General features: G+C 33.0%; 16 protein-coding genes. 8 read left to right on the top strand and 8 right to left on the bottom strand.

The window, feature by feature from the left end:
* Positions 1–51 precede the first annotated feature (51 nt).
* Complete coding sequence (locus tag NEF87_RS14475) at positions 52–1,164, top strand: Gfo/Idh/MocA family protein (RefSeq protein WP_457916369.1); 1,113 nt, start codon at positions 52–54, stop codon at positions 1,162–1,164.
* A gap of 63 nt (positions 1,165–1,227) precedes the next feature.
* On the opposite strand, the gene scpB is transcribed toward NEF87_RS14475, so the two are convergent.
* The 3 genes from scpB to NEF87_RS14490 are packed head-to-tail and all read right to left on the bottom strand — an operon-like array spanning position 1,228 to position 7,634.
* Positions 1,228–2,106: an SMC-Scp complex subunit ScpB gene (gene scpB, locus NEF87_RS14480; RefSeq protein ID WP_457916370.1), complete on the bottom strand. Its 879-nt coding sequence runs from the start codon at positions 2,104–2,106 to the stop codon at positions 1,228–1,230.
* An 18-nt stretch (positions 2,107–2,124) separates the two neighbouring features.
* A complete protein-coding gene (locus NEF87_RS14485; RefSeq protein WP_371802111.1) occupies positions 2,125–3,135 on the bottom strand; it encodes a hypothetical protein in 1,011 nt (336 codons plus the stop codon).
* A gap of 11 nt (positions 3,136–3,146) precedes the next feature.
* Positions 3,147–7,634 carry an AAA family ATPase gene (locus NEF87_RS14490; protein ID WP_457916371.1) on the bottom strand — a complete coding sequence of 1,496 codons (4,488 nt, stop codon included), beginning with the start codon at positions 7,632–7,634 and terminating at the stop codon, positions 3,147–3,149.
* Positions 7,635–7,877: 243 nt separating this feature from the next.
* Here NEF87_RS14490 and NEF87_RS14495 point away from each other — a divergent pair, with 243 nt between their 5' ends.
* The gene (locus NEF87_RS14495; RefSeq protein ID WP_457916372.1) at positions 7,878–11,267 is read left to right on the top strand and encodes a clostripain-related cysteine peptidase; all 3,390 of its coding nucleotides are present in this window, start codon (positions 7,878–7,880) and stop codon (positions 11,265–11,267) included.
* 4 nt (positions 11,268–11,271) lie between these two features.
* On the opposite strand, the gene NEF87_RS14500 is transcribed toward NEF87_RS14495, so the two are convergent.
* Entirely contained in the window at positions 11,272–12,060 is a 789-nt protein-coding gene (locus NEF87_RS14500) for an HAD-IIA family hydrolase (RefSeq protein ID WP_457916373.1), read from the bottom strand.
* Positions 12,061–12,159: 99 nt separating this feature from the next.
* A complete protein-coding gene (locus NEF87_RS14505; RefSeq protein WP_371802115.1) occupies positions 12,160–12,753 on the bottom strand; it encodes a DNA replication complex GINS family protein in 594 nt (197 codons plus the stop codon).
* Between the two features lie 98 nt (positions 12,754–12,851).
* On the opposite strand from NEF87_RS14505, the gene NEF87_RS14510 reads away from it, so the two are divergent.
* Positions 12,852–16,301 (top strand): hypothetical protein, encoded by a 3,450-nt coding sequence (locus NEF87_RS14510; RefSeq protein WP_457916374.1) that lies wholly within the window; start codon positions 12,852–12,854, stop codon positions 16,299–16,301.
* 5 nt (positions 16,302–16,306) lie between these two features.
* Here NEF87_RS14510 and NEF87_RS14515 read toward each other — a convergent pair whose 3' ends face one another.
* A complete protein-coding gene (locus tag NEF87_RS14515) occupies positions 16,307–17,914 on the bottom strand; it encodes a hypothetical protein (RefSeq protein ID WP_457916375.1) in 1,608 nt (535 codons plus the stop codon).
* Positions 17,915–18,026: 112 nt separating this feature from the next.
* Here NEF87_RS14515 and NEF87_RS14520 point away from each other — a divergent pair, with 112 nt between their 5' ends.
* From NEF87_RS14520 to NEF87_RS14540, 5 genes are all read left to right on the top strand, one after another.
* Positions 18,027–18,890: a hypothetical protein gene (locus tag NEF87_RS14520; RefSeq protein ID WP_457916376.1), complete on the top strand. Its 864-nt coding sequence runs from the start codon at positions 18,027–18,029 to the stop codon at positions 18,888–18,890.
* A 47-nt stretch (positions 18,891–18,937) separates the two neighbouring features.
* On the top strand, positions 18,938–19,882 hold the full coding sequence (locus NEF87_RS14525; RefSeq protein WP_457916377.1) for a tetratricopeptide repeat protein: 945 nt from the start codon (positions 18,938–18,940) through the stop codon (positions 19,880–19,882).
* Between the two features lie 69 nt (positions 19,883–19,951).
* A complete protein-coding gene (amrS, locus tag NEF87_RS14530) occupies positions 19,952–21,043 on the top strand; it encodes an AmmeMemoRadiSam system radical SAM enzyme (RefSeq protein WP_457916378.1) in 1,092 nt (363 codons plus the stop codon).
* Between the two features lie 115 nt (positions 21,044–21,158).
* A complete protein-coding gene (locus NEF87_RS14535) occupies positions 21,159–23,852 on the top strand; it encodes a hypothetical protein (protein ID WP_457916379.1) in 2,694 nt (897 codons plus the stop codon).
* A gap of 12 nt (positions 23,853–23,864) precedes the next feature.
* The gene (locus NEF87_RS14540) at positions 23,865–25,565 is read left to right on the top strand and encodes a hypothetical protein (protein ID WP_457916380.1); all 1,701 of its coding nucleotides are present in this window, start codon (positions 23,865–23,867) and stop codon (positions 25,563–25,565) included.
* Positions 25,566–25,607: 42 nt separating this feature from the next.
* Here the strand turns inward: NEF87_RS14540 and NEF87_RS14545 are convergent, their stop codons facing one another.
* Positions 25,608–26,564: an ADP-ribosylation factor-like protein gene (locus NEF87_RS14545; RefSeq protein ID WP_457916381.1), complete on the bottom strand. Its 957-nt coding sequence runs from the start codon at positions 26,562–26,564 to the stop codon at positions 25,608–25,610.
* Between the two features lie 207 nt (positions 26,565–26,771).
* Positions 26,772–26,999, bottom strand: a complete 228-nt coding sequence (locus tag NEF87_RS14550; protein ID WP_371802124.1) for a hypothetical protein — start codon at positions 26,997–26,999, stop codon at positions 26,772–26,774.
* Position 27,000 lies beyond the last annotated feature (1 nt).

Raw genomic sequence — 27,000 nt, forward strand, 5'->3', positions numbered from 1 at the left:
CACAAGATGTTTTGCCAACATTTTATTTGTTTTGGATTCATTAAGTAAAACATGAAGAATAGAGTGAAGCGTGCAATTATTGTAGGTATTGGAGGACATGCCCATGCTTGGAAAAAAGCGTTAGCTATCCATGAAGATTGGTGCTTAGCGGCTATCGTGGACACAAACACTGATAAATTAGAAAATGCTCCCAGTACTTGGGGTGTGCCAGAAACACATGCCTATACAACTATGGAAGAAGCAATTCACTTTAGTGAAGAACCATATGATCTTGCAATTATCGAAACTCCGACCTTTTCTCATCATGTTTTGGCCATGGAAGCCATAGATCTAGGGTTGAATGTTATTTGTGAAAAAAACATGGCATGTAGCGTAGATCAAGGGCGTCAAATGGTGAAAGCAGCTCATGCACACCCAGAATTATGCACGGCGATAGGCACTCAAACTCGATATTTCGCTCAGAATTGGACTTTAAAGAAGTATCTTTTGGAAAATAAAGACAAACTTGAAGAAATAACTTCCCTGAATTTAACCTATTTATATAATTGGGGAAAAACTCGTCAAGGTTGGCGACGATGGCTGAAAGATCTATTTTTAGAAGATATGGCCCCCCATCATTTAGATTTGATCCGATATTTAACTGATATGGATGTTGTGCAAGTCAAGGCTGTTAATTTCAAACCCTCGTTTTCCTATTTTAAAGGTTCATCTACCACTTACGCCATTCTTGCTTTAGCTAAGCCTGAAAACTATGATAATCCTGATAACTGGATTTATGCCACCTATCGTGGTGATTGGCAAAAAAAAGGAGAACTATATCACCGTGTAGATATGAATTGCGTGGGTGGCGAAATCAACCTATTGGAGAAAGCGGGTAAAAAAACTGTATCTGCTACTCTCTTTGAGGACCCTGAAGGATTCAAGTATCAAACAACAGAAGTGCAAAATACAAACGATGTGGAATTCAATATAAAGGGATACACTTCGGAATTATATTTATTAGAAGAAATGTCAAAAGGGATAAATTCGAAGGGGAAAACTCAACCTAGCACAAATTTTAAAGATGCATTCAAATCCTTTGCTATAACACAAGGAATAATTGAGAGTTATGAGACAAATAAGGCGGTTTTTCTCCCAAAGTATTGGAAAAATTTACCAATATAGTTCTGATTAAAAATTATTTAGAAATTAGGTGATAATTAAAAAAAACCCTGATAAATTGCCCCATTAGTTATCTTTCTTTGAATCGTTGATTCCTAATTGGGTAACCATTTGTTTTTTCAAAGTTTGAATATCTCTGGATAAGCCAAAAGTATCAGCAAATTGATCTGTCGTAATAATTTCATGAGAACGACCTTTTTTATAGGTTTCAATAAACCCTCGATCGAGGAGAAACTTAACGTGATCATAAGCTCCCGAACCTCGAATTTTTACAAGAGTTGACTTTAAAATCGGTTGTTTCAATGCAATGATTGTCAATGTTTTTAAATGCTTATCGGGGATCAATCCTCCGCTTGCAAATTTCTTCACATTGGGAGTGTATTCGGGCTTGATTTGTAGGCTATATTTATCTTGGATTTGAACAATTTCCAATGCTGTAGAACGCATTAAATAGTCCATCGCTAATTCATTAAGAATTTCTTCCAATTCTCGTTTTTTTATCTCAGTTTTGATATTCAATTCTTCGACTGAAATGGGTCTTCCTGCAACAAACAATGCACCTTCAACAATATTTTTTTTCTTGGATTGTTCATCCTCAGCATCGGACTTCAATTCATCGGATGAAATTGGTGATTCTTGTTCACTTTCCTCTTCTGATTCTCCTACTTCATCCAAATCTTCTATTAAATCTTCTGATTCTCCTTCTTCAGCAGGAATATCACTTTCTGGCTCATTTATTTCTTGATCGTTTGATTTGATTCCATCTTCTTCAATTTCTTCTTCTTGATCTGAAGGTTCGCTAGGCTCATCGTCTGAATCTGATAGTTCATTTGTGTCTTCTTCATGAATTGCATCATCCAATTCATTATCCAAATCTTCCAAATCTGCCATGATTTCTGCTTCAATATCATCATTTTCTTCGTTCTTTTCTTCTTTTTCCGACATATTAATCAAACCTCATTTTTAAAAACTAATTCCTGTTTTATCGGTTAATAAAATATCTATATCACTTCGCATCGTTTCTTGATGTAATTTTACTTTGTTTAATGACGCTAAAAATAACATCTCTTCAAATCGCTGAATATATGCGACTTTTTTCTCAAAAATTGTTTGTTCAGTGTTTTTATAGATGAGTTCCTTGAAATACTTCATTGGGATTATTTCATCTTTAAAATCTTCTAATTGGATTATCTCTTTCACACGAATATGAGTTTTTTTTAACCGATCTTCGATAGTTTCAGATTTTCCAGTAATATGTTTTAATATTTCGGCTGGAAGTTTCCCTTTTCCGCGTTTTTTTACTTTTACTTGCTTCTTTGCTTCCTTTGTTTCTCTCCGGATTCTCAATTTTTCGCGTTTTTGCATCGTTTCAATAATTGCTCTCCGCATTGCTCCAAATAGTTCATCTGACGTCGCAATTTTTCGACTTTCACGAATTGGTTGTGATATTGCTTTGGGTACTTCCCTTCTCATCCGTTCCCGAACAATTTCTTTCTGAATTTTTTCTTCTTCATGGATTACTCCAGTAATCTTTTGATGATAAAATTTCGCAGAAGAGTAGATTGCTAACCCAGAAATTCGAAAATCAATGAGATCTTCCTGCAACATTCTATCAGTAAAATCCTCAATCAGTTTGCTCAAATCAAATTGGGAAAATTCTACATTCTTAGCAAGATCAGGATCCAATAAGCTACGCCATGGTTCGCTTAACCACCATTTTCCAGATTTAATTAAAGCATCTTCATCTTCTGCACTGATTTCTTCTTCTTCAATCTCTTCTCCAATAGTTATGACTTCTACCTCTTTAATTTCAGGTTCAACTTTTACTTTTGAGGTTTTCTTCCTTTTCTTAACTGGTTTTGATGATTCTTTCGAGGCTGATTTTTTGGGGGATTTCCCCCCTATCTTCAGTGTTGTTTTTTTTTTTGTAGTTTTCCGAGAGGTTTTTTTCGTTGTCTTCTTTTTTGCGACCATTTTATCTCCTCCTAATCATCATCTTCATCATTATCTACTACTATCGGTTTATCAAGATCTTCTTCATCGGTACCTTCAATTGCGGCACCAAAATCATCACGATCTTTTTCTTCTTCGAGATCAACAGTAAAAATATCGGTTATACCATCATTCATAGCAACCCCATAAATCCTGTCGCTGTTGGTTATATTTTCTTCCCTGTGGCTAATGACTAAAAATTGTGCTTGGGCAGCATATTCTTTGATAACCATTGAAACACGATATACATTTGGTCCATCCAACGCAGCATCAATTTCGTCCATAATATAAAATGGAGCGGGATAAAAATTCTGGACAGCAAAAATAAAGGAAAGTGCAACTAAAGTTTTTTCTCCTCCACTTAATATCGTTAAGGAAGAGATTTTTTTACCTCTCGGTCGGGCTTCAATATTAATCCCTGCTTCAAAAGGATGAGCGGGATTCTCTAAAATCATTTTTGCAGATCCTCCAGGGCTTAATTGTTGGAAAACATTGGAAAATACGCGATTGATTTCATGATAAGCTTTCATAAAATTCCTAGTTTTCTCCAATTCGATACGATCAATTGAATCTAAGATTGCCTTACGTTCCCTTTGCAATGTTTGCCGGCGCATATCAATTTCATCCCATCGTTCCCGAACTACTTCATATTCTTCAATAGACTTCAAGTTTACAGGTTCTAATGCCGTTTTTTCGTTCGTTGCTTTTGCTATAGCTTGATTTAAAGATGCTTCTGCAAGATCATCGGTTACTGGTGGAAGAGTTCCATAATCCTTCGATTTTTCAAATAATTCATCTATACGTTCTTCTAATACTATTTTTCGCGTTTCTAAATTATTAAATTTCGCACTATTTCTGGAGAGATCGGAATTAAGATCACTTAATTCTTCTTGCATTCCCTTTTGTTTTTGCCATGAATCAGATTTCTGAGATTGTAATTCGGATAATTGATCTAACTTCTCTGAACGTTCAAGCTCCAATTTTCCAATGTTCTCTATAATTTCCTTGATTTTTTCTTCCAAATCTGCAATTGCATCTCCAAGCTCACCCATTTCATTTTTTAAGTCATCAATTTCTTCTGCCCGGTTTTGCATTTGTTTCTGTTTATCACGCGTTTTTTCCAAATTATTCTTTTCATTACTAAGTTGCTTAATTGTATTGCGCAAAATCTTTTCTTTTTCTTCTAATTCTTTCCGTTCTGCTTGAATTTTTTCAATTTCAGCATCTTCTGCTACGATTTTTTCTTCTTGAGTGGTTATTTCTCCTTCAAGAACTTCTATTTGTTTTGAATTATCTTCAATTTTCGTTTGAGCTTCTTCATTTTCATGGTTTAAAGTTTCAATATCTGAAATTAACTTTTGAACGTTTTCCAAATCCTTCAATCGTGCTGTTACTTCTTTAAGTTTCTCATTTTCCTCGTCTATTTGAATTTGAAGCTCATTTCGTTTTTCATCAGCAATATCACGTTCTCCTTTGACAGTTTTTGTATTCTCTACCACTGCTTGAACATCTGCTTTTGCAGTATCGCTACTTTTCTCTAAATCATTTATAGTTTTCTTTTTAGCTTCAATATCCTCTGAAAGACTGACCTGATCTTGAGTGGCATTTTCAATATCATCTAAGATTCTTTTCACACTGCCTAAATCATTGAGATCTGCTTGAACTTGGGCTAATTCAGAAGTATGCTTATCAATAGTTTCTTGTAATTCTTTTGTAATTTTCCAGTAATTTTCAGAAAATTTCTTAATTCCATCGAGATCTTGGGTGAGTTTCTTAATTTCGTTCTCATTGAGCTCAATTTGCTCTGATTTTTCTTGATTTTCTTTATTTCCCTTCTCAACCCGTTTGGAATTTTCTTCAATTGATTTTGTAAGATTTCCGATTAGTATTTTAAGTTCGCTTTGATCTTTGTTCTTTTGCTCTAATTGGGTCTCAATCTTTGTCAAATTATTCTTTAGTTCTGCAAGTTTGTTCTGATCTCGTTGTATTCCTTCATTTAATCCATCTAGTGCTTTGTATACTTCCGATGTATCAGAAATAGCGATCGCTTGGAGAGCTAATCGGATTGAATCAAATTTGTTTACAAAATCTGCAATGAATCCATCAAAATTCGATGTGGATTCAAGTAAGGCTTCTTCACTTGCCTCTTTTACTACTTCATTTAATTGCTGAATGGGTTGATCTGAGTTTTCAATCAAGAAATTTAAAGTCGTGACAACTTGTTCTAACTCTTCTTTGATTTCTTGAGCCTGTTTTCCTGCTATCTCATTTATTGTACCCAACATGTCTGTTATATCCATGACAAAACTACGTAGCACGCTTTCAGATTCGTCAATTGCAACTTGACTGGCATTTTGTATATCAGATTTAACATTTCCAGCGGATCGATCGATATTTTCCATTAAACTTTGAAGCGTTCCTAACACACTTTGCAATTCACTGGAATTTTGTTCTTGCTCAGTTTCTTTTTTATCAATTTGTTCTTGCAATATTTTCCTTTCTTCTTGAAGTTGGGTCAGTTTATTTTGAATGTTCTGAGCTTGCTTGTCAAATTTCGATTTTTCTGAAGTCAGTGCCTCAATTTCCTTTTGGACATTTGCCATTTTGAGATCATTAGCACTTTTCTCACGTTCAGCAGTTTTTAATTCATTTTGAGCATTTTTTAATTCAACTTTTAGCCCAGATAATCTCTTTTCGAAATCTGCTAATTCACTTTCTAAAGTTCTACGTTTATGCTCCAATCCTTCCTTTTTGTTTTCTGATCGCTTCTGATCATCATTAGCTTTTTTCAAGCTTTCTTTCGCATTTTTTAAGTTTTCCAAAATTTCTTTTTCAGATTTCTTCAATTCGTTGATCTGATCTTCAACTTTCTTTCCCTTGGTTAATCGATCGTATTCTTTTTGCATTTTATTCTTCCGTGTCTCGAGATCTTCAATCTGTTTTTCGATCATCTTGATTTCTGCACCTGTGGAAGAAATTGCCGCTTGAATATCTGCCAATTTTTGATTTGCTTTATCACGAGATTTTTCTAGTTTAAGTAATTCTTTATCAATCTCTTTTTGACGTTTTTTCTGCTCTTCAATTTTACTTTTTAAATCATTAATGGTTTTAGAAATTTCATTAGCTTCTTCTGAAGTAGTTTTAATTGCTTCTTCAACACTTTCGCCTTCTTTCTTTAATTTGGCCAAATCACTCTCTAATTTTTCTAACTTCTTTGTATTCTTTTTTATTGACTTTTCCAATAACTTGATTTCTGTCGATAAAGCTTTTATTTCTTGATGAACCTTTGAAATTTCTTTATTAATTTCTGTCTTTATCTTATTTATTTCCGCAATTGATGCTTCTTTTCCCTTTTGCTGAGCAGTATTTTCTTCAATCAATTCACTTGTCTCATCAATTTCTTTTTCTTTAACATCAATTTCTTGGTTGGTTAAAGTAACTAAATCTGTATAGGTCTGTCCTTCTTCCAATTTATCTTGCAATTCTTCAAGTTTGATAATATTTTGCTCTAAACGCTTCAGGTTATCTTTGCTTGCTTGTAATGTAGCTTCTTTTGCCGATAAATCTGATTTCTGGGAGGTTAAAGTCTCATCAAGCTTTGATTTTTCCTCTTCCATGCCAGCAATATCCTCTTCGATCCCTTTTAGAAGCAAGGATTCAGATTCTATCCGATCTTTTTGGCGTTTAATTTTTCCTTCTAATTCTTCAATAACGAGTTGAGTTGATTCAATATCTGCTTCAACTTCTTCTTCCTCTTGGCGTAAATTGTGAATTTTAAGGGCAATTAGTTGAGCATTATGGAGTTTTACTAGATTATCTAATTCTTTCCATCGAAGAGCATCATTTTTTTCTTTTTCAACTTTTTTTAATTGGGCGCTAACTTCTTTGAAAATTGCTTCAAACTGACCTAAATCCTTATCTGCTTTCTCCAATTCCTTTAAAGTTTGTTCTTTCATCCGATCATACTTAGAAAGACCAATCAGTTCTTCAATAAATTCACGTCGTTTATTGGTGTTCATGTGAGTCAATTCAACAATACGACCTTGAAGAATAAATTGATTAGAGCCATCGGGATCAATGTTTGCTTGTGCTAAGGCATTTAAAATTGTCTCTCGTGTTGCCTTTTTTCCTTGAATTTTATATCCACTGGTTCCTTTTTTCCGAATCCATCGGGATATCGAATATTCACTCGCATCACTTGGAAAAACTTTATCCCGATTGTCAAAAGTAATCTCAACTTCTGCTTTTGTTGCGGGTTTTTTAGTTTTTGATCCGGCAAAAATCAAATCGGTTAAACTCTTCGCACGCATTGTTTTTTTTGACATTCGGCCAAGTGCGAAGCATAATGCATCAATAACATTGGATTTACCATTTCCATTTGGTCCAATAATGCATGTAAAGCCCTTAGCTAAAGAAACACTGACGGTTCGGTTTCCAAAACTCTTGAAACCACTCATTGTAACACGTTTTATATAGGTCAAAGTTGTAACTTTCTCCTCTTTCTTAGGCAAATGAATTATTTGCTATATATACATAATGTTTTCCTTACTACCTATTTTACTTTATCCCTATTTTAGTCAAAAATGGTCTATTTCAATTTATGAAAACGAATTTTTTCTAAAAATTTCATCAATTTGATGAAACATTAATAGGGTTAGTCGATCATCATAATTGTAAGTTCGATGGTTGTTAGTTAAGAACAAATTAATTGAGGAAAAATTAAGATGAAACAAATTAAAACATCTCTCTATTCTTTAATCATTCTTGGGTTGATATTTTTCCCAAGTTACAGTTCTCCTTACAATTTAACTACATATTCTAATTCAAACGAAATTGGTGCTACCAATGAGAATATTCCTTTATCTTCTCAAACAGAAAAAAAATGGACGGTTATGGTGTATCTTGATGGCGATAATAATCTGGAAGAAGCAGCAATTAATGATCTAAATGAAATGGAGATGATTGGGAGTTCTTCAGAAGTAGATATTGTTGTTCAATTTGATCGTATTAATGGATATGACGATTCAAATGGTGATTTGAAAGAAACTTATCGTTATTATGTCGAAAAAGATACCAGTCAAACTGAAATTGGTAATCCGGTAGATGCTCTTGGAGAAGTGACTATGGGTTCAAGTCTTACGCTGGAAAGTTTTATTATTTGGAGTCAAACTAATTACCCTTCAGAAAATTATGCTTTAATTTTATGGGATCATGGATCGGGACCAATGTGGGGCCCTTATTTAGGGGGAATTTGTTGGGATGATACAAATGATCAAGATTTTCTTACTCAAGATGAAATAGCCTCAGCAATATCAGGAAAAAATATTGATTTACTGGGAATGGATGCATGTTTAATGGGATCTACGGAAGTTATATTTGGATTGCATGAATATGTTGATGTATTTGTAGCAAGTCAAGAAAATGAACCCGGTGATGGGTGGGCTTATGACATGTTTCTGCAAGAGTTGATTGGCAATCCATCCATGTCTGCGGAAACTTTGGGTCAAGTTATTGTCCAAGGTTATTATGATTTTTATCTACCCTATGTTCCCTACGGATGGGAAGTTACTCAAAGTGCAATTAAAACGGATCAAATTGCGAACGTGGTGCAATCTCTTTCAAGCTTAGCTGGTGATTTAATTGATCAGATTAGTGGATTTAGATCTTCAATTGAAGCAATTCGTTCTTCTTTACACAATTATGGTGATTCTCCTTACATTGATTTATATGAATTCTTGGTTAAATTAGATGATGAAGACATTTTGCCGGCAGAAATTGCAACAGTTAAAAACAATATTGACACTTTAATTTTGTTATCAAAATATACTGGTTCATTGTCAGAAAGTCATGGAATGACCATCTATTTTCCAGAAACAGCAGAAGATTTTTCTAACATATACATCACGAGTCTTTTTGGACAAAATTCATTATGGGATGAATTTTTACTTTCCTACTATTCCGCTCCAATTGGGGATGATCAATTTGAAGAGAACGATTTTCTTATTGATGCAAAACGTATTCGTTTCAAGGAATATATAGGCTTAATTTGTAATGATACTGATTACTATAAATTTAATGTAAGTACTGGGGATGAACTTTCTGTAAGTCTTGAATATAGTTATGTATTTGATGTAAGCGATTTGAATTTATTTTTATACGCTGAAAATGAGTCTTTGATCGAATTTTCATCAACGCCAACTAATTCTGAATGGATTTCATGGGTAGTTGATTCTAATCAAACTGTATCTATAAAAATCAACAATACTTACGGGGATGGTTATATGTCCATGTACTCTCTTTCTGCTTCAATTCCAATTGATGACGATATTTTTGATGCAGGTGATGGTAATAACAATTTCACAACAGCCACTGAAATAAACGATGATTTATTGGATGGAAATGAAACGTATTCTGAACTCGTTTGCATCAATCCAGATTACTATAATTTTTCATTGTATGAAATTCCAGCAGATGATAGGGATGCTTATGTCACCGTCAAACTTGAATATATTGCCACAGAAGGTTTTTTGGGCTTAGATATAATACTCATTCGATCGTCTACTAAAACATTGATACAGTCTATTAATACACCAGATGATAACGCAATTGCAGAGTTTACTGCCGAAAATTACATTGGGTTTGACTATTATATTATTATATCAAATTATGAAAACAATTCCAATTATAATTTGTCAGTGTTTCTTGAATACAAATTGGATGATCAGTTTGATAATACGACCTTCGATAATGATTTTCTATCACTAAGTGCTGATATTCCTAGAATTAATCAAATTTATACTGATTTAGTTTGCATCGACGATGATTTTTACAATATTAGCTTAGTTGAGAACGAATGGCTAAATGTTTCAATATTCTTTCAACATTCAATGGGGGATCTTGATTTATATTTATATGGACCTCATTCAAACTTGAGTTCAAAAAATGCTTACCTTTCCTCTTCATATTATTGGGAAAACAATGAGATGATCACTTTTCTCTGTCCAGAAAATGGAACGTATGCAATCCAAGTCTATCCAAGGGAGATGAATTTAAATTATAACATGTCAATAATCGTTAATGAAACTGGGATCAGTAATGATGCCTATGATACCTCTAATAATCATTGGGATCAACACGAAAATTTTCCTGAAATTAGTGTAAACTCTGTGGTGCCAGATTTAGCCGCTTGGGATGACGATTATTACAATATTACACTTGATCAAAATGAAAAAATTGTCATCTCTGTAATATATGAAGGTTCTGAGGGTACACTCGCTATTTCGTTGCATGATAGTTTAGGTAATGAAATATTAACTCAATTCAATCACCTTTATTATTCAACAATTGATGCAGAAACCTATATTATTAAAATTATTCCTTTACAAAGGATTTCTGAATATATTTTAATGGTTGTTGATGAACCAGACCTCTCAGTTGATTTTAGCTCTACACTAACAAGTAGTTTAGAATTGGAGTTAACTGAATTGGTGGATTTAACTGGAACGGTGGATCTCAACTTTTACGTAGATTATTTCATATGGGAATTCGGTGATGGAAGTCACTATTTAGGAACCAATGCGAACTTAACCCATTTATATGATGAACCGGGACATTATCCCGTATCTTTAACTGTTTGGACAAAATATGGGAAGGGTATGAAATATACAGAGTATGTTGATGTATTTTCTACTCCTGAGGATGGCTTCTTAATCTACTTAAATGGGACAAATCCATTATCAAACTCAACTTTTACTATCTATTGGGAGCCTATTACTAATGCTCAAACTCTTTCGATATATTATACGGTATCCAATTCTACTCCTGTCGAAGATTGGGCATTACTTCAAGAAGATTCTTCAGGAAATGGCATTTCAATTACATTAACGATGCCTCAAAGTGGAAAATATTATTTTGTTGTGAAATATTCCAACCCATTCGGAACCGCTGTCTCTGAAGTGCTTCTTGTTGAAATTCAACTTGATTCCGGAATAGATACTGGTGGTGGTGATATAGGACTCTTAGATTTTATTCCTGGCTTTAATTCTCTAATTATGGTCTCAAGTTGTTTTGCGGTATGCTTATACTTGATCTTGAATCAGAAAAAAAGGGAATAAAACCTCATTCCATCATTTTTTTTAAATCTTTTATCGAATTTATCGTCAAGTAAGGGATTATATCACTCGCTAATTTATTATAATCTCTCCCTTTCCCTGTTCTGACCAAAATACTGCGAATTTTTGAATTTAATCCTCCGGGATTGTCTGATTCGAGATCATCTCCAACAATAATTACTTCATCTGGACTTAATCCAATTTTAGAGAGAGCAAAATGGAAATAATCTTCACTCGGTTTTCCCATGATTTTAAAATCTTTTTGAGTTGCATTTGCAATCATACGGACAAAAGCTCCAGTATCAATGCAAGGTTCCCCGGCTTTATTTAAGAAATACCTATTACCTTGTGTTCCTATTAACATTGCACCATTATAGACATATTTAAAGACTTGATCCAATTTCTCTACTCTCCAATCATCCGAAAAATCACCCATGACAACAATATCTGGTTGTTCTCCATCAGAAACTTCATTTGCTTCTGAAAATTCTTTTTTAACTTCTTTTGTTGTTAAAAAAAATACTTTTTTCTCTGGACAACTCTTCAAATATTCCTTAATTGCAACAATTGGGGTAAATATATCTTCTTTCTTCACTCCAAAGCCGTAATTTTTCAAGAGATCATACATTGCCCGTGGAGTTCGACTATCTGTGTTTGTTAAGAAAACAATCCTAATTCCCTTATCTTTTAGGAATTGAATTGTATCGATTGCTCCCTCAATTGGTTTTTTTTTGAATTCAACAGTTCCTGCAATATCACACAAAATACCTTTTACAAATTCTAACTTATTTTTCATATTTTTTCCCCGCTAGTCTTGTTTAAAAAAAATACGTTAAAAAAGTGGTGTTTCGCTTGAATTCTCGGGATCTTTAAAGTTTGTAGAGAATCTCGTTTATTAAGATTTAAAGGATGATTTAACTTTTCCCAAGTGTTCGCGCCACTCATTGATATTTTTTGAGATTTCATCAAATAAGATGATTTCTTCGGATGTTAAAACCTTTTTTGATTGAACATTTTGAGGTTGTGTAGCAAGACGATTAATTTTCGCTAATCTAACACGGATCAAATCATTCAAATCACTATAAAATTGCTTGAAATCTTGTCTAGGGGCTTTTCCTTGTTCGTACATTTCATTTATTATTTTTAATTGCTCATGGGCTTGAGTATAAACATAACTATGATCCTCGATTTTTCCTAATTCAGGATTTGTGGATTCCTGAAAATTTATTTTTTGGATGCTCTTTCGATTCAATAGTTTTTCATCATCAAAACGTAGATACCCTTTTTTCACCAGAATTTTAGCAACATAATGATCTAAAGGATATGGATGTCCTACTTTAAAAGGTCCGATGCGTTTTCCCAAATGGTTTATCGAATGTGGAAAATCTTTCATGCACAGGGTATCCACTTTTTCATGACTAAATTCATTTTCTTCGCGAAGAAGCTGAGCACAAATGGAATTTGATGCAAAATTGGAAGATATTCCCATGATTTAATTATTCGAAAAATCATTATAAATTTCTCTAATAGCAGATTGACATTTAAAAACAAAATTTCTAAAGGCAGTTCAGCTAAGTTTAATGTGAAATGGGTCTCAAAGAGTTTTTTCAAGTTTTTAGTGTAAAAAATAGTCAAGGTATTGAAGTATCATATTCATTGCTTATATTCTTAACAATTGTATATATCGGAACAATTGTTGCTGGTTATTTCTTAATGTCCTCACAGGTTAAAATTGTCAAAAAAGAAATTTGGTCATATAAAGATACTCTAAAATGCATTGTTTTTGCTTTCTTTTTCGGAAGTGGCATTACTATAATAATTACTATGATGGCCACATTTGTCCTTAATAATACAGTAAATGGGCCTAATCAAGGACAAGCTTTTTTCATTTTCATCCCGATGTTCTTTTGCCTAATTTTTATTACACTTTACCCTCTTTTAGAATTTCTATTCATGGCACATTCTGCGAATGATTTGTCCGTAACACCTACCCAAAAATTATTTGAAAACCTGATTAAAAAATTCAAGAAACCCACATCATATATAATAGCTTTACTGCTGTACATATTTTGTATCCCAACTCCAATTTTAATAATGGTTCTTAGCGGCGTTGAGTTAGTAGTAGCTTGGATCAGTTGGGCATTATTATTTCCGATGTCGATGATTGTATATTATGCCTCATTGGGATTTTCTGTAGGTCATGCTCTGTATTATTCACATATTGCTCATTTAGAACGATCAACCTTTCTACATTTTGATAACAGTAATCGAGCTCTCAAAGAATTTTGGAGAAATCCATTTTTTTACATTATTTTTTTTGTCTTAAACTATATCTACGTCTATGAGCTATACAAAAGCTACAGCACACTAAGTCATTTTAGTATAAATTACATTGAAAAAGCACCACTAATTAATTTTGATTGGTCCATTCCCATAGCACTTGTATTCGCTATTTCTGCGTATTTCACTAGGTACTGGAAACGAAAAGTCAAAGTTTCGGCTCAATCGATTTTCTTTTCTGGGTTTTTAATTGCTGCAATAGGCATAAATGTATTAATTAATATTTTTATCACATATAATGGAACAAGAGTTTTTGAGAGTATGTTTAAGCAGTGGGAATTCACATCCGTCTTATATGAAGCTAGAATTCCTGGTAGGGCTATCCTCAATCATTCAAAGTTAAATTTAATTGGATCCATTGAAGAAGTAGGGTTATTCGTTATTATTTCATTTTTCTTCTTTATTCAGAAAGACCATAAACTCTATAATGATGCCTTGGAAGGTGTAGTCACCGCTGCAGCCGATAAGTTTAATCCTATCCCTCCATTTAACATGTGTCGATATAAGAATTCTGAACAACGAAAATATGCCAATCAAATCTTATTGACTATGTATGATAGAATTCCAATAAAATATGGCTATAATCTGACCCAAGATATTTTTAAAGATCCTTTACTGGATGCCATGTGTGATCCCAGTAATATTTACGCCCAACAAACCGGTAAGTTGATTTTTAACCAATTACTTCAAAATCACCCCAAAAAAACGCTTCCAATTATTTATGAAAATATTGAATCCTCAAATTTTGATAAAGTTCAAATTATTCTTGAAAGTTTAATTTCTCATGGAGAAAATATTATTCCCTTCATAAAGATCAATAAATTTTATACATTGTTAACACACCCGAATTATAAATTGAGGAAAGCGGCCTTATCTTTCGTAAATGTATATTATCGAAGTTCTTATGCTGATATAAAAGAAATCTTTCCAAGTTCTGATCAAATTTCACAAATAATTCCTCTCTTAGAAGATGCAGATTATGAAATTGAAGCTGAATCTTTAGAATTTTTGAGTCACTATTCTAAAGACCTTGATGCCTCCATCTTTGCTAGTCGTTTAGAACATCCTGTTCCAAAAATACGAAGTATTGCCGCCAGTATATCGAGTCAAATAACTGGAGATGATTTGTCTTCAGCAACTATTCCAAAATTAATAGAAATGCTTGAAAGTCCTAATAATGATGTAAAAATTGCTGCTATGAATGCTCTAGGCAAAATAGGTGATTTTGATTCGAATAAAATTCCGCTTCAACCCTTTAAAACTTCCTTGGTAGATAACAATGAAAAAATAAGGAAAGCAGCCGTTGCAGGTATAGTTTCATATCTGAAAGAGAAGCCCCTTGGGATAAAACCTGAATATATTTTGCGCATCCTATCTGATTCTCCTTCAGATATTCAGGAATCCTTGCTAACAATCTTAGGTTATATATGGAAACAAGCCCCAGCGAAAGTCTTTCCTGTTTTAATTACATTTCTAAGAAACGAAGATACAAAAATCAAAAAAATCTCTCAACAAACTCTTGTTGCAATGGGGTATCAAGATCCAAAGACGGTTACTTTGAAATTGATTGTAGAGCAAGAAACAGAAAGTTACATTCGTAGAGGAAAAATCTCAGATACTATAATTCGAATTTCAGCTAAATATTGGAAAAGAGTTATTCCTATTATAATGACCAAGTTAGAATCCCCGGAAGAACATATAAGACTTAATTGTGCAACTGTACTTAACGCAATATCTGAATTACATCCTGAAGATATCCCTGCTGATAAATTTATTTCATTGTGGATAAATGAATCTTCCTCAAAAATGAAAAAAGAGATGAGTCCTTGTATTGGAAATATCTCCTCAACTGCTTTCGAAGTTATTAAAGCAAATTTCTCACAAATAAAAAATACTTTTGTTAAGTCAAATTCAACTGTAAAACTTGCCATTGTCAAAATGTATATAACTCTTGCACAAAAATCACCATCGCTCATAAAATTTGATTTGATCAAAGATTTGACTAAGGATAAAGATCCAAATATCCGTGAATTGTCAATGGAACTTATTGAAATTATGGGATCAGTCGATCCCCAAAAATCTATCAAATTTCTGATGAAAGGTTTGAATGACCCAGAATGGCCTGTAAAAAATGCTGCAGCGGATTCAATAGCACATTTTGGAGAAAAAGTTGAAAATGAAACTGTGATTAATGAAATTAAAAAGATGCTTTATGAAAAAGAAAAGTGGACAAGATTAAAAGGATTGGAAGTAATCACCTCAATCACAGAAAAACGTAATACCGTTTTGACGATCGATGAAATTTTAGCTTTAAATTCAAGTTCTGATGATGTTAATTTTCGAAAAGGCTTTGCAAAGTTACTTGGTCTTACCGCGGTCCAAGATTTTGACAAATTTTTCCCTGAAATTTTAAAACTCCTGCAAGATACAGATGAATCCGTTAGGAAAGGAATGATTTCTGGAGTTGTCTCTCTTTCGAGCAAAATTGAAGTAAATCTACTTGTTCCAAAACTTCTCTTCTATTTAACAGAAGAAACTCCTCTTGTTTTGCAACAAAGTATCGCTCTTGCTCTAAAACGTATAGTAAAATATGAAAAAAAGGAATTGAAAGATCGAGTTATTGCTTTACTTAAAAAACGAGCCCTTGTGAGTCAAGACGAAATAATATCTTCCGTATTATCAGACTTGAAATACTAATATCATTAGGTCAAATTTAATAAAAATTGAAGATAGTGTTCTTTTTTTGAGGAATTTAAAGTTCCTTTTTTTTCCAACATATCAAAACCTTTTTTGATCTCATTTTTATAAACAGGAGCTCGCTCACAACAAAATTCAAAATTGCTTCTTAATTGCATATTAATGTCTAATATCTTCGAAACTTCTTTTTCAAAGGCAATATACTCGGGAGTGAGGGGGATTCGTTCTAAATTAGAAAAAGTGTATTCAGATGGGAAGATTATTTCTATACGTTCATCTTCCTCCTCGTCTTCAAATATAGCTATACCGATTGGAACATAAATATTCATTGTGGGATTGGTTAAATGTGTAATATTATCATCTATTTGCCAATTACGCAATTTTATTTCATCAAATTTGCATCTTTTTATTTTGTCATCAATAATATTAGTAATTTCAAGAAAAATATTTGAGAGATTATCTAATGTTGTTTGAATTTCCTCTATTTTTTGATTCCGTTCATTTTTCAACACTTGTAATTTATTTTTCTGGTTTTGTTGGCGATCTATTAGTTCAGAGTTCAATAAGTGAATTCGTTCTTCCGCGGATAAGTTTGTGTTCTCCAAATCTTTCCTAATCTTGTTAATTTTCGATGATATGTTATCTAGTTGGGTTTCTGATTCTTCTAGAGCTGTCCGAATATGGGCAACATTCTGATATGCTTTAACTACTACGGTTCCAACTGAATTTTTTGCTTTAAGTATATCGGTTTGCAGAAAATAACTATTTCGCTTATGAATATCCTCAAAGACCAGATCGATACCTTTAAACATTTTCCCAATTTTTTCAATAATATTTTTTTGTTCTTGGAGAATCCAGACATCCACATTATCTTTCGCTTTATCTAATGTTTTTTGAATATCAGTTTCATCAATTTGGTGAGCTTTATCTAATTTACTTTGATAAATTTCTTGAATATCCTTTTTTTGAACTAAAAGATCAACTTTCCATCGAGACATTGGTTTTTCAATCATATCCTTTAAAGATTTCCACCTATCTCTAATTCCACGGACCATTCGCAAAGTTTCTATCCATTCTTGTCCAAAATTTATTGAATCATCAAAAGTATAAATATTTTCTAAACATGAAAAATCATTTGAATTAAAATTAGTCAACTTTGGAACTATTTTACCAATACCTTTCAAAAGATCTGGATCAAATAATCCATTAATCTCTTGAGAGAGAATTTCTTCTGAATGGTTATTATCACTTTCAGTATCGAGTTCATTTTCAAGAAAAATCCTCTCTTTGAATTCAATAATATTTTTAACAGTTTCTAGTTTTGCAAAATTATCCATTTTTGAATTTCGAAGAACATGACCAATTTGGGCTGTTTTTGGAGCATTATTTATGTTCATATTCAATTTACTAACTCCCACTTTATCAATCATCAACTTAAAATTTGGTTCTGCTTGGATGAATATAACTGGCCAAAGAATTTGAGTCATTTTCATTAAAGTCTCATCAGGATTCATTCGATCAATAAGTTGAGCAAAATTTAATGCAATTGATTCTTCAAATGATATTTCTTGATGAGATCGATGTTCAATATTGAAGGGTAAACGGATCGACATATTCGCATGTACAAATAGTAGTTTAGATCTTTAGAGGCTTTTGCCTTGAAATATCAAAAGTGGAACTTCACCAAAATCTTTTAATAGTGTAAAAATGGATCAAATTGTGTAAATGACTGCTCCAAGTCAAGAATTTGAAGTTGAAGTTACTTGCCCCATACCCGAGTGCAAAAAAACAAAAATTGTAAAAATCCCTTCATATCTTTTTGAAAACAAGAAAATGGGAACAATTAAAGTACAAATTCACGCAGATATATGTTGTGAACATGAATTTATTATTTTTGTTGGAAAAATGAAAGGAAAGCCTCCTAGGGTCAGAGCGTATGAAATGGTGGATTTAGCAATAGATCTATCAAAGATAATAAAAACTGGCAAAAATGATCAAGTGTTCTTGAAAGATCTATTAAAAAAATATGGTGATTATGCAGTTAGCTCATGTCTTCATGCTTTGATGTTAAATTGTCACATTATTTTTCTTCGAACTGAACATGATACCAATCAATCAAATCAAATTACAAATCTTCTGAATAGTTTTATCCCATCTCAACATCCAAGTGATAATATTACAATATCACATATTTTAGAATCCGAATATAAAAAGGCTAAGATTTCCAATGCCTTGGTTGTTAACCCTCAAGGAGTTATTGCTAACACTCCATGGTCAGATATTTCTTTAGATATTGAAAAACATCTTATCCAAGAATCTTTAGAAATCCTAGATGATTCGCTACAAGCAATGATCCTAAAACAGGAATTGGAACTTTTATTTAACAAGTCCCAATTTATTGTCAACATAATCAAGAAAGATGAAATTTTTGAAGAAGATTTAAATCAGAAAATTTCACAAGAGTATGGAAATACGATATCCAAGTCTGAAATGAAATTACTTAAGCAAATCGTCGAATTTCGATTTAAAGGTAATCTCAAAAAAATCAAAATTCGATCCTTTAGTAAATTGAAGGAAGGTCTCTGGTAATAAAACCAAAATTTTTTTGATTTAATTAACTAGTACTTTTGTTAAATATGGAAAAGAAATCAGAGATCGATATTCAAAAAGCAATACGAGAAGGAATTATAGAACTTAAAAAAACCTACGAAAAGCAAGAAAATATCAAAGTTATTGAAGAAAGAGCCACTATTGCTTCCAGTCTGGGTGTTCTTTTATGGAAAGATAATCAATCACAAGATGCTAAGAAATATTTTCTTCTCGCTCTTGGGGAATATGAAAAATTAAACGATGATTTTAAAATTGCGACTACTCAAGGAACTTTGGGTTCCTTATTTTTAGAATTGGGTGAATATGCTCTATCGCAAAAGTATAATGAAGATGCATATGAATATTGGAAAGGCACCAATTTTCTAAATGAGCGGATTGCATGCCTTCAAAATTTAGGAATAATTTTATTACGAAATCAAGACGAGTTGAAAGCTTCTGAATATATACTAGAAGGGCTTAGGATGGCTATATCTTTGCAAGATGAAAATCAATTTGCAATTACTATTCAAATTTTGTTAGAACATTACGAAAAACTCAAAAGATTTGATATGTTACTTGAGCTGAAAAAGAAAGCTCTCGAATTTTGGACACAAATGGATTTGCCACAAAGGAAATTTAAAACTTTAATCGATTTAGGTGTAATTTCTCAACTAATGGAAGATTTTTCTGCAGCAATAACATTTTTCAAACCGGCATTCAATATTGGCTATCATGCTGGAGATCTGGAAAAAATGTTTCTAGCCGAAGGATTTTTAGCAGAAACATATCTGAAACTTAGGGAAATTGAGAAAGCAAAAAACACATACTTACAAGCCTTTAAATTGGCTGTGTACATCAATGTTGAGAAAGATTATAAGCAACATGTTGAAGCCATGCGGTTGGCTTTACTCTCGCTTGGATATACTATCGAAGAATTAGTAAAAGAGGGTCAAAAAGCTTTGGAAGAAGCTCAATTTGACCAAAACCAATAAACAAAACAGTTATATTGGTTATTTTTCTTTCATTATTCGGGGGAGTCAAATATTAAAAAAATTGCTGAGTTGTGGGAATCAGTTGGAGATCTGAAAGACAAGAAAGTTAGATGTAAAGTTTGTTCTCATTATTGTGTGATTTCTCCTGGAAAAAGAGGTTTTTGCAATACTCGCGAAAATATTGAAGGAAAATTATACACTTTAATTTATGGGTCATGCATTTCCACCGGAAGTATTGATCCTGTAGAAAAGAAACCTCTCTATCATTTTTGGCCTGGTTCAGATGCCTACTCTATCGCAACAATAGGTTGCAGTTTTCGCTGTCAACATTGCCAAAATTGGGAAATATCGCAATCTCATCCAGACTCCAACGGAGAATTTGCTCAATTTAAGCAAAAAGATCAAACAAATTTTGGGGCGAGATCTTTCCCCCTCACAAAGATGACACCAGAACAAGTTGTATCTAACGTAAAACGATCCAAATCGAGATCGATTGCTTATACCTATAACGAGCCAACTATTTGGTATGAATTCATCAAGGACACATCCATTTTAGCAAAAAGGGAAGGGATCAAAAACATACTAGTAACCAACGGTTATAGTAGTTCCGAAGCCAACCGAGATTATATTAAATTCATCGATGGGGCAAATATTGACATAAAGGCATTTTCTGATAAATTTTATAAAGAAATTGTAGGTATACCCTCGATTAAGCCAGTATTAGAAACTGCAGAATTTTTTTATAAAAATGGGGTGCATGTTGAACTAACTACTCTAATCATTCCTAATCAGAATGATAAGGAATCAGAAATACGAGAATTAATTCAATGGGTCATTAACAAACTTGGATCTGAAGTACCCATGCACTTTTCAGCCTATCGACCAATGTATAGAATGAATGAACCCTCGACTTCCTCGAATATTTTGGAGCAATATTACGAGATCGCAAAAAAAGAAGGACTCCAAAATGTTTTTTTAGGGAACATTAATTCAAAACGTGGAAATCATTCCATTTGTCCTTCTTGTGGGGAAATAATTATTCATAGACATGGATATTCCATCAGTAATAAGAATTTAACGGAAAATAATACTTGTAAAAAATGTGGGTCAAAAATTGCAATACAAGGAGAAATTACATCATCCAAAGCAAGATTTTTTTGAGTTTCATGGTGTTTTTATTCAATTGTTCAACTTTTCGCTCTAGAAATTTTTTATTAATTTCTTGCTTGAATGTATCAGATATATAGTTTGAAATTAATGTAGGTATGAAATTAGAATGAGTATTACGTCGTTGCGCAATAACTTAAAATTCGGAATTTTAGGAATCTTTCTTGGAATTCTCATTTTTCAATCGGTACTTCTGGTTCAGTCACCAATAAATTTCGACAAAAACCAAAATGAAGCATCCTTTCTGGAAGAAACAACTATTCCCCTCGATCAAGGGGGTTACGATCTCACAAAGTTACCCTTTTTGGAGAACACCTCCCCAATAGTAAATTGGTTAGAAAATGACCTTATCGATAATGCTACTCTCCGTGAATCCCCCAATGATCCAAATTATCCCTTATATTATGGAGAATCAAATGAAGCTGGTTCAAACATAGATGATACTAATCACTATTTAGAAGATTTTGCTGTTTTTCTTGATAGTCTCTTTGGATTCGTTGCAGAAGATGGTGAAAACATTATCGATTATTATAATCGCTTAGGTGATTATGGATTTCAAAATTCCACCGAAGATGGATATTATTCTTTTGTGACTGATGGCTATTCTGAAAATTCCACAGTCAAAGATTTCATGGGAAACGCTCAATTAATTCTCTCTCTTATAACCGCGATTGAGAATGGCGATATTGAATCCGCACAAGTTGAAAGTATTATTTCTGATCAATGGGATGCATTGAATTCTGTGTTTTATGATGAGACCGATTCCGTCAATCTATTTAACCACAGTACTTCTGATAGCCAAAAGTATTACAAAGATCAATTTTTAGCCGCTCTAATTGGGATGAAATTAGATCAGTTGAACATTTATGATTCTGCTTCAATAAAAGCACAGGATATTATGTATCGATCAACTTCCACTGCAACTGGTTTCAAAGAACAAAATGAATATGATATTGCTCTAGATGAAGATGGAACAAATTTAAATGCTGATCGAGACTTAACCACCCAAGCTTATGCAATTATGGCATTAATTGAGTATGATTTAATTAATACATCCACTGATGCTAGAGCAAAAGGTATTGAAATGGCTGAAGAAATTTATCAAAAAATTAACTCAACCATGACTAATTCATCTACAAATTCATTATTCTTGAATACATGGGAAACCGTAGGTATTAATGATGTCGCTGAAACTGATGTAGTCATTGATTTGAAAGCAAACGCTATAATGATGATGGCAATCCAACGCTTATTTGAAGTAACTGGAAACATGACCTATTATAACCATTTACTGAGCATGTATAATGCAGTTCAAGATTTATTCTTAGATGGAACGAATGGGAACTATTATAAATCGGCTCGTCCTTGGGATGCAACTACAATTAAAGTGAAAAATCTGGGGACTCATGCATATTTATATCGTTCTTTGAACGCTCTTGATTCCTTGGCAAGTCAATCCGTCCTGTCCTTACAACTAAATTCTAGTGATCTAGAAGATGGTGCCCAATTGCTCAAAGCTGAAAATGTAGGTCTTAACATTACGGGTCAATTCTATTTTGATTTACCTGATTACGATGGATTAGCATTTATTTTGAACTCCACTTTCTATTATTCCGTACGTGGAGATGATAACACCTTGCTTTACAATGTTACTTTCAACGAAAATATTACAGGTGAAACTTCATTAATCTATGATATTTCAAGTTTAAACACTGGAATTTACACTGTGTCTGTCATGGCTAATTTTTCTGGTATTGAAACTCAATTTGCAGATATTAAATTTGAAATAATCTCCGGATTAGAAACTGACTCCCTCGTTTTAGAATCGGATTCTCTTTATGCAGGAGAACAAACAGAATTGAATTTAACTATTGAGAGTACTCGAGTAGATCCTATGGATCTTACGGTTCAAATAAATGGAACGACTATACAAAATCAAACCCTCATAAATCAAGAAGTCCTAAATGAAACTTCTACCTCTTTGGTTTTTGATGTTCAAACATTAACAAACGCAGAAGTAGGTGCTTCTTCTTTAACAATCGAAGCTTTTGATGGGGATGATAAGATTTTATCTAAAGATGTTGCTTTCACAATCTCTGCTCCAATCGTGATTCAAGAAATTAGTACAAGTTCAAAAGCGTTCAAGGGTGAAGACTTAGAAATTGAAATTCGTTTCCAGAATCTCGTTGATCCATCAATTGATGTAAAAATTTCTGTTACTGGAGATTATGTTAGTTTCACAACAATTACACATACTGTCGGTGCAGGTGTTTCATCAATGAAAATCAATGTCTCCATTAGTGAAGACGCTCCTTATGGCACCATTGATTTCGAATTGGAAATAAATCGTGCTTCTGTTGGGGATCTAGTCAAATCTGAAGAACTCACTGTCTCAGTTAAAAATATGGTTGAATTTATTTCCTTCAATGCTCCAGAAAACTCTTATCAAGGAAGAGAAAGTGTGGCTACCTTGGAAGTTATCAATCATCTTTCTTCTGCCACAGATATAATAATCTCTGTTGATGGAGAAGAGTACAATGAAAGTTTGATTTCCGGTGAAAATACCATTGATATCGCATTTGGTAATAAATTTTTGAATCCTTACAAAATGGGTACTCAAGGTTTCACGATTAAAATTGTAGATTCTGATGGAAATCTCATTTATGAAGAATATGTAGAAACCCAAGTGAAATTGTCAATGGGCAGTATTCTTCTTGGATACGTCTTGCCAGTGTTGATTCCTGCCTTAGGAATCGTGATTTTGAAACACTTAGCAATGGAAAATAAAAAACGATTAAGTTAAATGGTGATTTAAATGACAAAAATTAATACAAAAACAATATTAGTATTTAGTTTGATGTTAGCAGGATTTTTTATGGTGGATTTAACTTCTACCAACAATTTATCTAATCTTGGTTTAACTCAATCAATTTACTCTGCTGATGGTAATCTATCAAACTGGAATGTTTCTATTGATAAGGATGAAGTAAATCGGGCAATTGAAACTGTTTCAATTTCGTTTACTGATGAAGATCATAATTCCTCTCTTCCAATTACTTTCAAGTATTATGCCAATATTACATTATCCAATGGATCAGAATTGAACGTAACCTTGAATAACGCATCTAACATATGGAGCGGAACTTATACACCTGCAGTAACCACTCCAGTTGGTCAAGCAAATATTACAATTCTCAAAGTAAACATAGCCGATGAAACAGTTCTTAATGCAGCCACTTTAACTTTGGATGCTTTCTTTGAAATTAAAAACAATCATCCAAATATTGGTGTACAATTAAACGCTACTGAAGTGTTTCGTGGTGATGAAATCAATATGCTTTTGACTCCTTTTGATGTTGAAGATTCAATGGGCGATTTAGAGTGGGCAGTTGGATTTTATGATTCTACAAATGCTCTTGTGGACCCAATTCGAGCGAAAGGTGATGAACCAAAATTAGATTATGATTATACCATCCCATCCGACATTAATACTGGTGCCTACTACATCAATGCAACCTGCTGGGATTCAGAAGATAATGTAACCACCGTAGAATATCCAATAACTGTGTTAGATAATACTCCAGTTATTGATGCTTATCTCTTTGAAATCGATGGCGTTGAACAAACTGGTGCAATTTCAGTTTTACGAGATTCCGTAATGTTATTGAAAGTTAATGTCAGTGATGCTGATTATGATAGCGGAAGTGAAGATTTGCTTCTATCCATTTCTGCCAAGGATGCTTTTACTGGAGAATCAATTTTCCCTGGACTCTATACTACCATAGCCTTAAATGAAGCTGGATGGAATTTTACCAAAAATATCACTTTTAACGCCGATATCTCTACTGGATATACTTTATTAACAATGAGAGTTTACCAAGAAGGAGATACTTCTGTTTACTCCGAATTCACACAAGCAGTAACCGTATTAAATAATGCTCCTGAAATTTCTGAGTATCAAATTAATGAAAAAACTCCATCTGAACAAAAGACTTTCACTGAAGGAGATATCATTACTTTCACTTTCAATGTTACTGATGTTGAAGATGGAATTGACTATATTAAAGTGGATATTATTTATGTCGATACCACTACAAATGCGGAAGAAACTATAAGTTATATTGTCCCATACGAAGGTTCGACTACAAGTTTATCCATCCGGACAGTTGATTTGTCCTTAGGAACTTTCACAGCATGGGTTTATGTTTATGATGATTTAGGTGCTTTCGATAAATTTGATGAAGGTAATACATTTGAAATCGTAGAAGGTGAAACGATTCAACCTATTACTTGGTTAATCTCTGTTGCAGCTTTTATTCTCGGGGGTGCTATTGCTTTAGGTATTAGTTATTCTATTATCAAACCTAGTGTTGCAAAGAAAACCTCAAGTGATGATAATTCCACAACAGATGATGACGTAATGACAACCTCAGATGAAGTTGAAGAAGAAGTGCAAGAAGACGCTCCAAAATCAGATCAAAAAACAAAGAAGAAAAAATTAATCCGTAAGTTGTAACCCTTTTTCTTCTAACAACCTTTTTTCTTTACTTATTCTCTTCTAACGATGTTTTATCATTTCCTCTAATTCTTTCAACTTATCAGATACCACTTGTGAAGATCCAAAAAGTGTCGGAAATATATTATTGTTTTTATCTGGACTTATGACAATTAGCATCCCATAATCATTGATTTCTTTGAGAATAATAAATCGAGTTTCTGTGGTAAAAATATAGGAATCCAAATACATATGTTCCTGCTTAGATTGCTGGAAGGCTTCTTGAATTGATTCAAAGATCGAATCAATATTTGATTCCATCAGTGCGATATCCAATGGGATGTATTTTAAAGGATCTGCAGGAATATCCCCTAATGTTGATGTAGTGATTAATCCATCTGGACGGTTTAACAAGATCAATTCACAATTAATGTCCGCTTTTATGGATTCTAACATTTCCCGAATATTTTTCCTTTTCTGGAGTTCAAGAACAGAATTTTCCAAAGCATTATCAAGAATTTCAATCAATCGATGTTGAGCCGTGCCATGTTTCACAGAAACGGGGGTGAATTCTAATAAGTGGAGATATTTTGGGTCAATTTCCAACCGCAATAATTCAAACAGCTTGTTCGGATCTGCTCCTTCAACATCAGTTTTATTCATCAAAACATAAATCCGTTTAACTTGGGGAGATAATTCGACAATATTTTCTACAAATTGTTTGAAGAGCTTTGCTTGTTCTGGGTGCAATTCTGAACAATCCTCCATGAATATGGGAATTGATACTTCAGAAAATAAACTTTCTCGTTGGTTTTCAGAAAAATATCGTTTAAGATATTTATCTTGCCCGCCAGAATCCCATGCATTGATTTCAAGCAATCCCCGAAAGAGATAGTTTTCTCTGCTAATTCCTCTAGTAGGTGGGATGTTTATCAGTTGCAAAAATGTATAGCCTTCACAGGTTGATTTCAGTAATGAAGTTTTCCCAACAGCAGCATTTCCGAATACAAGCGTCTTCACTATTAAAAATCGGATTTAATCCTTATAAAAAGTTCGCAGAGATAAAAATAATGGAGAAAAAGTTTTTATTGGGCTATTGGCTTAAAAACATGGTCTATGATGATGTTACCCCCGAAGATATATGCTTTAGCATGTAAATGATTCACTTTTATAATTCTGAGACCAAAAATGCTTGAATTGCCGTTGAATTAGAATTAAATGCTAGTATTAGATTAAGTGGCGCATGAAGTAGTCAATTTGCTTCTTCGAGTTTTCATAGGCCTTTTCAATATTTTTCCCAAAAAGCTTTGGCATTACTTCCTCGATGGAATAGTCAATTATTTTTGACAATTTATCAAAATTCTTGAGATTAGAACCTATATTTTGAATAATTTTGGAATAATCTACTTTGGTTTTTTTGTTTATTTCTTCGATTTCATTTGATCCTTCAGTCATT

Source organism: Candidatus Lokiarchaeum ossiferum (assembly GCA_025839675.1).
Lineage (GTDB): Archaea > Asgardarchaeota > Lokiarchaeia > Sigyniarchaeales > Promethearchaeaceae > Lokiarchaeum > Lokiarchaeum ossiferum.

Coding starts and splice junctions, on each gene's coding strand:
- NEF87_RS14475 (WP_457916369.1), top strand. CDS start 52: ATGAAGAATAGAGTGAAGCGTGCAATTATTGTAGGTATTGGAGGACAT.
- scpB (WP_457916370.1), bottom strand. CDS start 2,106: ATGTCGGAAAAAGAAGAAAAGAACGAAGAAAATGATGATATTGAAGCA.
- NEF87_RS14485 (WP_371802111.1), bottom strand. CDS start 3,135: ATGGTCGCAAAAAAGAAGACAACGAAAAAAACCTCTCGGAAAACTACA.
- NEF87_RS14495 (WP_457916372.1), top strand. CDS start 7,878: ATGAAACAAATTAAAACATCTCTCTATTCTTTAATCATTCTTGGGTTG.
- NEF87_RS14500 (WP_457916373.1), bottom strand. CDS start 12,060: ATGAAAAATAAGTTAGAATTTGTAAAAGGTATTTTGTGTGATATTGCA.
- NEF87_RS14505 (WP_371802115.1), bottom strand. CDS start 12,753: ATGGGAATATCTTCCAATTTTGCATCAAATTCCATTTGTGCTCAGCTT.
- NEF87_RS14510 (WP_457916374.1), top strand. CDS start 12,852: ATGGGTCTCAAAGAGTTTTTTCAAGTTTTTAGTGTAAAAAATAGTCAA.
- NEF87_RS14515 (WP_457916375.1), bottom strand. CDS start 17,914: ATGTCGATCCGTTTACCCTTCAATATTGAACATCGATCTCATCAAGAA.
- NEF87_RS14520 (WP_457916376.1), top strand. CDS start 18,027: ATGACTGCTCCAAGTCAAGAATTTGAAGTTGAAGTTACTTGCCCCATA.
- NEF87_RS14525 (WP_457916377.1), top strand. CDS start 18,938: ATGGAAAAGAAATCAGAGATCGATATTCAAAAAGCAATACGAGAAGGA.
- NEF87_RS14535 (WP_457916379.1), top strand. CDS start 21,159: ATGAGTATTACGTCGTTGCGCAATAACTTAAAATTCGGAATTTTAGGA.
- NEF87_RS14540 (WP_457916380.1), top strand. CDS start 23,865: ATGACAAAAATTAATACAAAAACAATATTAGTATTTAGTTTGATGTTA.
- NEF87_RS14550 (WP_371802124.1), bottom strand. CDS start 26,999: ATGACTGAAGGATCAAATGAAATCGAAGAAATAAACAAAAAAACCAAA.